9 protein-coding genes are annotated in these 11,141 nt (G+C 70.7%); 5 read left to right on the top strand and 4 right to left on the bottom strand.

Going from position 1 to position 11,141, the window contains the following annotated elements; genetic code table 11:
* Positions 1-129 precede the first annotated feature (129 nt).
* The 3 genes from WMF42_RS20295 to WMF42_RS20285 all read left to right on the top strand — a co-directional run bounded on the left by WMF42_RS20295 (position 130) and on the right by WMF42_RS20285 (position 6,304).
* Positions 130-1,581: a peptidoglycan-binding domain-containing protein gene (locus WMF42_RS20295; protein WP_437693648.1), complete on the top strand. Its 1,452-nt coding sequence runs from the start codon at positions 130-132 to the stop codon at positions 1,579-1,581.
* A 450-nt stretch (positions 1,582-2,031) separates the two neighbouring features.
* Positions 2,032-4,614: a glycoside hydrolase family 3 C-terminal domain-containing protein gene (locus WMF42_RS20290; RefSeq protein WP_437693647.1), complete on the top strand. Its 2,583-nt coding sequence runs from the start codon at positions 2,032-2,034 to the stop codon at positions 4,612-4,614.
* 241 nt (positions 4,615-4,855) lie between these two features.
* Complete coding sequence (locus tag WMF42_RS20285) at positions 4,856-6,304, top strand: amidohydrolase family protein (RefSeq protein ID WP_437693645.1); 1,449 nt, start codon at positions 4,856-4,858, stop codon at positions 6,302-6,304.
* Between the two features lie 87 nt (positions 6,305-6,391).
* Here the strand turns inward: WMF42_RS20285 and WMF42_RS20280 are convergent, their stop codons facing one another.
* Both WMF42_RS20280 and WMF42_RS20275 read right to left on the bottom strand, forming a co-directional pair.
* Positions 6,392-6,775, bottom strand: coding sequence for a VOC family protein (locus WMF42_RS20280; protein ID WP_061606369.1), 384 nt, complete (start codon positions 6,773-6,775; stop codon positions 6,392-6,394).
* Between the two features lie 190 nt (positions 6,776-6,965).
* Positions 6,966-7,103, bottom strand: coding sequence for a hypothetical protein (locus WMF42_RS20275; protein ID WP_437693643.1), 138 nt, complete (start codon positions 7,101-7,103; stop codon positions 6,966-6,968).
* Here WMF42_RS20275 and WMF42_RS20270 point away from each other — a divergent pair.
* Complete coding sequence (locus WMF42_RS20270) at positions 7,093-7,350, top strand: hypothetical protein (protein WP_437693641.1); 258 nt, start codon at positions 7,093-7,095, stop codon at positions 7,348-7,350. The two genes, WMF42_RS20275 and WMF42_RS20270, sit on opposite strands and share 11 nt — an antisense overlap.
* Before the next feature lie 306 nt (positions 7,351-7,656).
* Positions 7,657-9,495 carry a M2 family metallopeptidase gene (locus WMF42_RS20265; protein WP_437693639.1) on the top strand — a complete coding sequence of 613 codons (1,839 nt, stop codon included), beginning with the start codon at positions 7,657-7,659 and terminating at the stop codon, positions 9,493-9,495.
* Positions 9,496-9,532: 37 nt separating this feature from the next.
* Here the strand turns inward: WMF42_RS20265 and WMF42_RS20260 are convergent, their stop codons facing one another.
* Both WMF42_RS20260 and WMF42_RS20255 read right to left on the bottom strand, forming a co-directional pair.
* Positions 9,533-10,333, bottom strand: a complete 801-nt coding sequence (locus WMF42_RS20260) for a GNAT family N-acetyltransferase (protein ID WP_061606372.1) — start codon at positions 10,331-10,333, stop codon at positions 9,533-9,535.
* 109 nt (positions 10,334-10,442) lie between these two features.
* Positions 10,443-10,994: a hypothetical protein gene (locus tag WMF42_RS20255; protein WP_437693637.1), complete on the bottom strand. Its 552-nt coding sequence runs from the start codon at positions 10,992-10,994 to the stop codon at positions 10,443-10,445.
* Positions 10,995-11,141: the final 147 nt, after the last annotated feature.

Here is an 11,141-nt window from a genome sequence, read left to right as displayed (position 1 = left end):
GCCTTCCGACGCTGGACCGGCCACAGCCTTGCCGCGTGTACCGCCGCTCCGCCTGACGCGCCCATCGACGGGCGCGGCGTAGTACCCTGAGAAGGACCCAGCGCGTTGGGCGATGGCCGGAGGGGACCCATGGGCGACAACGGGAACACGGGGCTCGGCGCCCCCGAGCTCGCGTCGAGCGAGGCGCTGAGAACGGTCGCGGCGGGCGCGGCGACGCTCGCGCAGGGGGCGCAAGGCGACGGCGTTCGCGCCTTGCAAGAGGCGCTCGGCGCGATCGGCGACCCGATGAAGGCCGACGGCTCGTTCGGGCCGAAGACGCACGCCGTCATCGTCGCGCTGCAAGCCGCGGAGGACCTGCCGCAGACGGGCATCGTCGACGCCGCGACGATCGCCGCCCTCGACAGGCGCCTGGCGGCCCGGCGCGCGCCGCCGCTCGACGAGGCCCTGGCGAGGGCCGCGGGGCTCAGCCCCGATCAGGTGGCGGCGCTCGGCCGCAAGTCGTCCGCGACCCAGGCGTCCGCGGCGCCCTCGCGCCACGATCAGGACCATTTCACGGACGCGAACAAGCTCCCGCAGGTCGTGCCCGGGGCCGAGCCGGACCCAGACTCGCCGCCGCCCGCCGTGGACTCCGTCGGCGACAGGGCCGCGGCCGCCGTCTCCGGCGCGCTCGCCGCCGATCGGAGCGCGCGCCTCGACCAGGTCCGGCGCGCGCTCGGGGGCGACGCGCCAGCGCTGGCCGCGCTCGATAGGCTGCTCGCGGCGGGCCGGCTGCACACGGGGGCGCTCCTGCCGAACCTCGCGACAATGGCCGGCGTCCGGCGCGATCCAAGGCTCGTGCTCGAGGGCGGCATCGATCCGCACCTCGTGCTCGCGCAGGCGATCCGGCACGTGGACAACCCGCTGCGCGTCAAGCAGGGCGCGTGTCACGGCACGTGCGGCGCGGGGACGATGGAGTACGTCCTGCTGCGCGTCGATCCGGCCGAGTTCGTCCGGATCGTCGATGGAATCACGCGGGAGGCGGGCGAGGTGACGCTCCGCTCGGGACGCGCGATCAGGATGCCGCGCAGCGCGATCCAGCGCGACGCCTCGGGCCGCGTCGACATCGATCGGCTGTTCCAGTCCGCGCTCATGAACCACGCGACCGCGATGAGCTGGATCTTCGATTACGACAACGCCGAGGACAACGACTCGTTCTGGGCCGCCCTGGGGGGCGACTCGCGCGTCCCGCTCGGCAATTTCACGAGCCTGTTCCAGGACATCATGGGCGGCAGCTACACGAGCGTCTCGTCTCTCCTGCGCAGCGGCGCGTCCGTTGCCGCCGAGGTCGCCGGGGCGATGGGGCGCGGCGAGCGGGTGCCCGTTCTGCTGAAATGGGAAGGGGGCTACCACTGGGTCGCGGCCGAGAAGATCGAGCGCGGCGCCGACGGCGCGCCCGCCTCGGTCGTCCTGCGCAACCCCGTGGGATCGGATAGCTGCAAGGGCACCCCGCCCCGCGCGCCGCTCCCCGAGGGCTGCGGCCGGTTTCGCATGAAGTACGCCGATCTCGCCGCGCACATCGACGGCGCCACCATCAAGGGCTGAGCCTCGCGGGGAGGGCCGCGGCCCGGCGGCTCGCCGTGCGCGCCGCGCCGCCCGGTGCTGCCGTTCCCGCCGCCGCCTCCCTGGGCTGTTGCCGCTCGCCCGTGTTTCCTTTACGTAATGCGCATTACGCCGCACAGAGGATCAGGCAGCAAGCCTGTCCACCGTCTCGCCACCACGGAAAGAGCCCAAGGCATGACCATCAAGCATTTAGCTTTCACAAGAGCGCTCTCGGCGCTCCGCGGCGCGCTCGCGCTGACCGCTGTCGCGGCATGTTCGTCCGACCATGCCCCGCCCGACGTTGTCGGGCCCGCGTCGGGCCTCGATCCGGCGAGCGCCGACCCGCGGCGCCTCGACCCGGCCGAGATCGGGAGGGACAGGGCGGTCGACCTGCCCATCTACCGGAACCGCCGCTTCTCCCCCGAGGAGCGCGCCGCGGACCTTGTCTCGCGCATGACGCTCGCCGAGAAGGCCAGCCAGATGATCAGCAGCCGGGCGCCGGCCATCCCGTCGCTCGGCATCCCCGCCTATGGCTGGTGGAACGAGGCCGCGCACGGCGTCGCGCGCGAGCAGGTCAACGACCGCGGCAACCCGCCCAACACCATCAACACCACGTCGTATCCCGTCGATCTCTCCCTGGGCTCGACCTGGAACCCCGAGCTCATGTACCGCGAGGCGCTCCTGATCTCCGACGAGGCGCGCGAGGTCTTCCGCGACAACAAGCTCAACCTCAACTTCTACGCCCCCACGATCAACCTGGCGCGGGATCCCCGCTGGGGCCGCAACGACGAGGCGTTCAGCGAGGACCCGGTGCTCACCGCCGCCATCTCCGCGCAGTTCGTGAACGGCATGGAGGGCAAGGACCAGCAGGGGCGCCTCTTGCCGGAGAGCGGCGGTTACCTGAAGGTGAACACAACGCTCAAGCACTACGCCGCGAACAACAGCGAGTTCAACCGCCGCAAAGGCAGCTCGGACATGGATGAGCGGACGCTGCGCGAGTACTACACGGCGCAGTTCCGTGACGTCATCCGCTCGTCGGATCCGGCGTCGATCATGAGCGCGTACAACCGCGTCAACGGCGAGCCCGTGGCCGCCAGCATCCAGCTCAAGGAGGTGCTGGCGCGCTCGATCTTCGGCTTCCAGGGCTTCTTCACCTCGGACTGCGACGCGATCCGCGAGATCCAGTCCGGCCACAAGTGGCAGCCGCCCGGCTATCCCCACCCGCTCGACGCCGTCGAGCGCCACGCCTTCGCCGCCGTCGCCGGCGAGGATCTCAACTGCAACTGGGGTTACCACGACAACTACAGCTACGCGAACACCCTCGTCGACGCTGTCGCGCGCGCCATCCCCACGCCGACGGGCATCTTCAACGAGAACGACGTCGATCCGCTGGTCACCCGGCTCTTCGCCGCGCGCATGCGCCTCGGCGAGTTCGACGACGACGCCCGCGTCCCCTGGGTCACCCAGGCGAGGGCGCGCCTCGCGCCGGGGACCTGGACGAACAGCGACGAGAACGGCGCGATCACCCAGACGCCCGAGCGGCTCGCGATGGCGCGCGAGGTCGGGGCAGAGGCGATCGTGCTCCTCAAGAACAGCGAGACCCGGCGCAAGGACGGCTCGACCGGCAAGCTCCTGCCGCTCCAGGTCCCGCGCGCGGGCGCGTTCCGCCTCGCCGTGATCGGCACCTACGCGAGCCCTGCCGAGGTCTTCCTTGGCGGCTACTCCAGCGACCAGGGCCCCGCGGGCAACGCCAACGCGGTGAACGGCTACAATGGCATCAAGGCCGCCGTTCAGGCCATCAACCCCGCGGCCGTCGTCGACTTCTACCCCGGCGTGACGCCGGAGACCCTCACCGAGGTCGACGCGGCCTCCGTCGCCGCCGCGGCCGAGTACGACGTCGTCGTCGTCTACGTGGGCACGGACGGGCGCCACTCGCGCGAGGACGTGGATCGCGCGACGATCGCGCTGCCCGGCGCGCAGGCCGAGCTCATCCGCCAGGTGGCGGCGCAGAACCCGAGCACCGTCGTCTACATGGAGACCGTCGGCCAGGTGGATGTCGGCGCCTTCGAGCCCGGCGTGGCGGCGCTGCTCTGGAGCTCGTACAACGGCCAGCGCAAGGGCGAGGCGCTCGCCGACGTCCTGCTCGGCGCCCACAACCCGAGCGGCCGGCTGCCCTTCACCTGGTACACGAACCTCTCCGACGTGCCGCCGATCGACGACTACGCCATCCGGCCGACGGAGAGCAGCCTCGGGCGCACGTACATGTACTTCCAGGGCCCTGTCACCTATCCGTTCGGTCACGGGCTGAGCTACACCCGCTTCCGGTACTGGAGCCTGAGCACGGACAAGCCGAGCGTCGACGCGAACGGCACGCTGCGGGTGAGCGTGAACGTCAGCAACGTCGGCCGCGTCGCCGGCGACGAGGTGGTGCAGCTCTACGTGAGCACGCCCGACGCCCCCGCCGCGCTCGAGCGCCCCCGGAAGCGGCTGCGCGCGTTCCAGAAGATCTCGCTGGGCCCGCTGGAGAGCCGGAGCGTGACCTTCGACCTGCGCATCGCCGACCTGGCCTTCTTCGACGAGGCGCAGGGGCGCTACACGGTCGACGCGGGGACCTACGGGATCCAGATCGCGCGCTCCGCCGCCGACCCTGACATCGCGGCGCAGACCTCCGTCACGGTGACGGGCGCGCTCCAGCCGGCGCCCGCGGTGGTGACGGCGAGGCCGCAGATCGTGGGCGATCACGACCTGGGCATCCAGCAGCGGGTCTTCTTCCCCGTCGGCGCGGAGATCGATCCGCAGCTCACTGTCTCGCTGAGCGACGAGTCCGTTTACGGTTACATCACCAAGGGCGCCAGCCGTCCGCTCCCCGAGGGCATGCGGGTGAGCTTCGAGAGCAACCGGCCCCGGGTGGTCTCCGTGGACGGCACCGGCGCGATCCGCGCTGCCGCGCCCGGGGTGGCCACGGTGACCGCGTCCGTGGAGCAGAACGGGGTCACCGCCAGGGTCGACTTCGTCATCTACGTGCGATCGACGTGATCGGCGTGAACTGATGGGCTCGCTGGCCCCGGTGCCGGGCGCGGTGTTTGCCGCCCGCGGCCAGCGTCGCCCCTGATCTCCGGACTACCTACCTGCACGGCGTCGCGTCGGCGGCTTGCCCGCGCGGATCCGGCTCGCCATCCTTCGAGCTCCGATCTCGACAGCGGCGTGTGCGGATGAGCCCGCATAACGCCATGCCCTGCAGTGAACTCCTCGATCGGGGACCAACAGGAGCCACCGAATGAAGAAGAGCCTACCTGACGACGCGCTCCGGCTGCCGGTGAAGCTCGACGCCACGAGCAATGGTGAGTACTGGCCGCGGCCTCCGGACGCGGCGCTGCGCGAGGCGCAGCGGAGCGCGATGGAGAGCGCGCTCGAGAACGCGGGCAAGCTCGGGATGAGCCGGCGCGACTACCTGGCCAGCACGTGCGGCGCCGCGACTGTCTTCCTCGCGCTCAACCAGCTCGGCTGCGGCGGCGGGCGCTACCAGGTCACGAAGGCGTCGACGCTCGACCCCGGCGCCGCCGACGAGGTGCTGACCGGCAAGGAGTTCATCTTCGACGTGCAGACGCACCAGGTGACAGCGGAGCGCGTCTGGTGGAAGGAGGGGCAGCCGTCGCTCGCGGATTTCCTGAAGACGACGCCGCAGGCCGACTGCGGCGCGGCGCCCTGGGCGCGGTGCTTCACCGATGACGTGCTGATCCGCGAGGTCTTCATGAACAGCGACACCCAGCTCGCTGTGCTGACAGGGCTCTGGGGAGATCCGCTGCCCATCCTGACGGAGGAGGCGGCGCGCACGCGGGAGAAGGTCGCGCAGCTCGGGCGGGATCGGCTGCGCATCCACGGCGTTGTCCAGCCGACCGCCGCGCCCTGGGAGAAGATCGCCGACGACATGCGCAAGCAGGCCGAGACATTGAAGCTCAGCGCGTGGAAGCTCTACACCGTATGGGGACCGACGGGGGAGGGCTGGTGGCTGGACGATGCGGTGGGTCGGAAGACGATCGAGCACGGCCTCGCGGTCGGCGTTCCGATCTTCGCCGTGCACAAGGGGCTCCCGCTGTCGGGGATGAACCCGGAGTACACGCGACCGAAGGACGTGGGGCCGGCGGCGCGCGCGTTCCCCGGAGCGACGTTCCTCGTCTACCACTCCGGGTTCGAGCCGGACATCACCGAAGGTCCGTATGACCCGAAGGCGACGCGCGGCGTGGACGCGCTGATTCGCTCGCTCGAGGAGAACGGCATCGGGCAGAACGGCAATGTGTACGCCGAGCTCGGCTCCACCTGGCGCGAGGTGATGAAGAAGCCGGACCAGGCAGCGCACGTCGTGGGCAAGCTGCTCAAGCACGTGGGCGAGGACCGGATCCTCTGGGGTACCGACGCCATCTGGTTCGGCTCGCCGCAGGATCAGATCCAGGCGTTCCGCGCGTTCGAGATCACCCCCGAGTTCCAGGAGCGCTACGGCTATCCGGCGCTGACAGCGGAGCGGAAGGCGAAGATCTTCGGCCTCAACGCGGCGCGCGTGTACGGCGTCGACGTCGCCGACGCGCGGAAGGCCCAGGCCGGCGACGACGTGAGCCGCGCGCGCGCGGAGTACGCGAACGCGGCGATGCCCTCGTTCCAGACCTACGGCCCGAGGACCCGCCGCGACATGCTGCGGCTGCTCGATTTCACGCGCGGCATGCCGGACTGAGGCGGCAGGAGAGGGCGCCGACGCCGGCCGGCATCGGGGGCCGGACGCCCTCGTCCGTGCCGTCGTGCGAGGCGCGGCGCGCCGGGATCAGCCGCCGCTGCCGTAAGGACGGGTGATGATCTCGAGGAAGTGCCCGGCGGGATCGGGGAAGTACACGCCGCGCCCGCCGTCGTGGTGGTTGATCTCGCCGGGGCGCTGCGCCATGGGATCGGCCCAGTACTGGAGCTTGCGCTCGCGGATCCGCCCGAAGATCTGGTCGAACTCTGCCTCGCTGACAAGGAAGGCATAGTGCATGGGACGGAACTCGTCCGTGCTGTCGGCGAAGTCGAGCGTGACGTCGTTGTCGAGCCGCACCGCCAGGAAGTGTCCGAACGGCACCGGGGGGTCGAGGCCCAGGATCTCGGACATGAAGGTGGCGGACGTCTTCTTGTCCCGCGCCGGGACGATGGTGTGGTTGAGCCGGACGGTCATGCGCGCGCCCCCCTTCCGTGCATCCTCAGCAGGCCCCCTGGCCGCTGCGTCGAGGCCATGATCTCGGCCTTCGGACTTGTGTCATCCATGTGGGTATCCTCCGTCCGAGTCGAGCCCGCCCGAGCGAACCGCTTCACGAGGTCCGCCGCGCGTCCCCGCCCCGGGTGAGGGCGAGCGTGCCATGCGGGAATCACGGCAGCAAATGCGTGCCGTCCGCCTCGCACATGAGGGCGCTCGACGCCGGCGTCGTGACAGCGGCCATCTCGCCCGGCGAGGGGGCGCGCGCCGCGCCGCCCGCCGCCGGAGGAGCATGGCCGGTGAAGGTCATGAAGATCAGGCGCGAGCGCCCCGGAGCCGCGCGCCGGCCCAGGCGCTCCCTCGACATCGGCGGCGACTTTTTTCGATTTGCCGGGGCGGTGCAGATCGCGGCCGTCTCCGACATCCACGGCGACCTGACCACCCTGGAGGCGCTGCTGGAGGACATGGCCTGCCGCGGTGCCGGCGTGACGGTCAACCTGGGCGACATCCTCTCGTGCCCGCTGAAAAAGCGCGAGACCGGTGGAGCGAGAATTTGAACCACAGAGGCACAGAGGGCACAGAGGGATGAGAAGAGATAAAGAAGACTCTATCTTCTCTCTCCTCTGTGCCCTCTGTGGTTCATCTCTCTCCGGGCTTGTTGGACTTCCAGTCCAGGACCACGGGGCATACATCGCGCCACGGCGCCGGCTCGGGGGGCGAGCGCCCGCCGATATTGCTCGAGCCGGCGAGCGGCCTTAGAGGGCCACCAGGATCGCGGCGCCGGCGCGCACCCCAGGACATCTGCATGCGGGGTGGAAGGACGATTCCATGCCGGAGATGCCCGCGACCGAGGAGCAGCGGAAATGATGCGCATGGTTCCGATGTTCGCCGTCGCCTTGCCCTGCGGCGCCCTCGCGCTCTCGTCGGCATGCTCCGATCCCGCTCCTCCCGCGCCGCAGCCCGATCCGCGGCCGACGCCCGCGGTGAAGGAGGCGGCGCGGTTCATCGAGGAAGCGGAGGCCGAGCTCCACCAGCTCAGCACCCAGAACAACCGCGCCGCGTGGGTGGCGTCGACGTACATCACGGAAGACACGCAGATCCTCGCGGCCGCCGCGAGCGCGAAGCTGCTCACCGCGCAGGCCGACCTCGTCAAGCGGGCGGATCGCTTCCGTAATATCGAGCTCCCCCAGGATGTCCGCCGGCGGATCGATCTCCTGCGCACGTCCCTTACGCTGTACGCCCCCGCCGATCCGGCGAGGACCCAGGAGCTCGCGACCATCGCGTCGAGGCTCGAGGCGGTGTACGGGGCGGGCAAGTACTGCCCCGCGGGCGGGCAGTGCCTCGACCTCGAGGCGCTCGGCAGGATCATGGCCAACAGCCGCGATCCGGAGGAGCTGAAGCGCGCGTGGGTCGGCTGGCGCACGGTGTCCGCGCCCATGCGCGGCGAGTACACGCGGCTCGTGGAGCTGGCGAACGAGGGGGCCCGCGAGCTCGGGTTCAAGGACACAGGCGACGCCTGGCGCGCGAAATACGAGCTGCCGCCGGGGGTGCTGCAGCGGGAGGTCGACCGCCTCTGGGCGCAGGTCAAGCCGCTCTACGACGCGCTCCACTGCTACGTGCGCGGCCGGCTCGCCGCGCGGTACGGCGCCGAGGTCGTGCCCGACGCGCGCCCGATCCGCGCCGACCTGCTCGGCGACATGTGGGCGCAGGACTGGACCAACATCCATGAGCTCGCGGAGCCGGAGGGGGCTGCGCCCATCTACGACCTCGACGCCGCCCTGCGGGAGAAGGGGTTCACGCCGATCGAGATGGTGAAGACGGGTGAGCGCTTCTTCGTCTCGCTCGGGTTCGACCCGCTCCCGGCCACGTTCTGGCAGCGGTCGCTCTTCGTCAAGCCGGCGGATCGCGACGTCGTCTGTCACGCGAGCGCGTGGAACATCGACGACGAGGAGGATGTGCGCATCAAGATGTGCATCGACATCACGGCCGACGATTTCCACACGATCCACCACGAGCTCGGCCACACCTTCTATCAGCTCGCGTACAACCGGCTGCCGCTCCTCTACCGCGACAGCCCCAACCCCGCGTTCCACGAGGCGCTCGGCGACACCATCGGGCTGTCGGTCACGTCGGACTATCTCCAGCAGATCGGGCTCGTGTCCGAGGTGCCGCCTGCGTCGAGCGATCTCTCGCTCCTCCTCCGCCACGCCCTCGGCAAGGTGGCCTTCCTGCCGTTCGCGATCCTGGTCGACCGGTGGCGCTGGGGGGTCTTCTCCGGGGACATCCGGCCGGCGGACTACAACAGCGCCTGGTGGGCGCTCCGGGCGAGGTACCAGGGGGTCACGCCGCCGGTGTCCCGCTCCGAGGCGGACTTCGATCCTGGCGCGAAGTACCATGTGGCGGCGAGCGTGCCTTATATCCGGTACTTCTTCGCGCACATCCTCCAGTTCCAGTTCCACCGCGCGCTCTGCGAGGAGGCGGGGTACAAGGGGCCGCTCCACCGCTGCACGATCCACGGCAGCGCGGAGGCCGGCGAGCGGCTCCGGCGGATGATGGAGATGGGGCGCAGCCGCCCGTGGCCCGAGGCGCTCGAGGCGGTGACCGGCTCACGGCAGATGGATGCGGCGGCGATGCTCGATTACTTCGCGCCGCTCAAGGAATGGCTGGATCAGCAGAACCGCGGCAAGACGTGCGGGTGGTAGCCGGCGGCCGGAGCGGGACGCCCGCGCCGCCCGGGCTTCAGGCCTGCGGCGGCGCGTACAAGGAGAAGCGCGTGACGGCGCGGTAGCCCATCCGTTCGTACACGGGCCGCCCTATGTCCGTCGCGTGGAGGACGCTCCTCTGGAGCCCCGTTCCCCTCAGCGCGTCGTCGAGGCAGCCGCGCATCACCGCCTCGGCGTACCCTTTGCGCCGGTGCTCGGCCGCGGTGACGACGAAGCCCACGTAGCGGATCCCCTCCACGATGTACGTGGCCGCGGAGCACACGGGCTGGCCGTCCACGTAGCCGACCTGCCCGAACGCCCGGTCGCCCCACAGCGCCTCGTGGGCCACGGAGGCGCGCGCCGCGGCGATCGGGACGCCGTAGGTGACGGCGTTGAGGTCGGCGATGGCGGCGCGCGTCTCGGCGTCGGCCACGCGCCGGAGATCGAGGTCGGAAGGCGCGCGCTGCGGCGGGGCGATCGCGTCGGCCACCATGCCCGTGAGCGACACGGCCGGCGTGAAGCCGAGCCGGCCCAGGAGATCGGCGGTCGCGCCCGCGTCGCCGCCGGGCGACCAGCTATCGGACATCGCGAAGAGCCAGGGCACGCCGCCGGTCCGGGCGAGCTCGACGGCCCAGCGCGCCCGGCGCTCGAGGTCCCGGAGGTCGGTCGCCGGCGAGGAGAGCGTGGCCATGTTGAGCATGATCATGTCCGTGCCCGAGAGCACGACGGTGACGCCGTCGTTGTGCTCGATCCGATGGCCGGGGAGACCCTGGCTGAAAAGGATCCAGGCGGCGATGAACTGAGCGTTGGACTCGTCGATCTCGATCGGGTCGGGCATGCGAAACCTCCTCCGGACGGAGAGTAACCGGAGCGGGCCGTCCCGGGATCGCGAGAGAGAGAGCGGGGTGCGTGCGGCGCCGCGTGGACCGCTCACCTCTCAGGTCTTCTCACGGCGCGACTTCTTCCAGCGTGTGGCAGTAGTGGCACGAGAACTCGCCGGTCTCCGTCATCGGGTCGAACCTCGGGATCTCGAGCAGCGCGGCCATCTCGGGCACGATCCTCTCGTACATGAAGGTGCCGAACCTCTCGCGCTCCGGGTGCGCCGGGTCGGCCACCCACTCGAGGAAGCCCTCCGGGGTGGCGGGGAGCGGGGCGATCTGCGGGGTCGGCATCGCGTAGCCGCGCGCGACTGCGTCGCTGCCGTGGCACGTCTCGCAGGTCATGTTCTCGTACTTCGCGTCGTACTCGACGAAGACCTCTGTCATCCGCGGCAGGACGACGTCGGTCATGAACTCGTTGCGCTCCTCGAAGCTCATGTCCTTCCACGCGACGGGCTCGTCCTCTCCCCCGCACGCGGCGACGAGGATCAGGCACGCCGCCGTCGCGATGCGCCTCAGGGCCGTGTTGCCGCTCCTCGCCCGGCGACCGGAGGGCGCCGGGGGGGCCAGCGGAGCCGCATCGGTGGTCGCGTCGTGGGTCGCCGGTGCCGCGGTGTTCATGGATCGCATCGTCGTGTCTCCTCGGGTCTTGTCGAAGGGGGGCGCCCGGACGGTCCCGGCCGGGTGCGCCGTGGGTCTGCCGGAACGACGAACGGGCGACCGCGGGATCGACACGCGGGCGATCTTTTTTTGCGTTCTTATGTAAGT

Source organism: Sorangium sp. So ce176 (assembly GCF_051519835.1).
GTDB lineage: Bacteria > Myxococcota_A > Polyangia > Polyangiales > Polyangiaceae > Sorangium > Sorangium cellulosum_G.
This window is presented reverse-complemented; position numbering and strand designations above follow the sequence as displayed.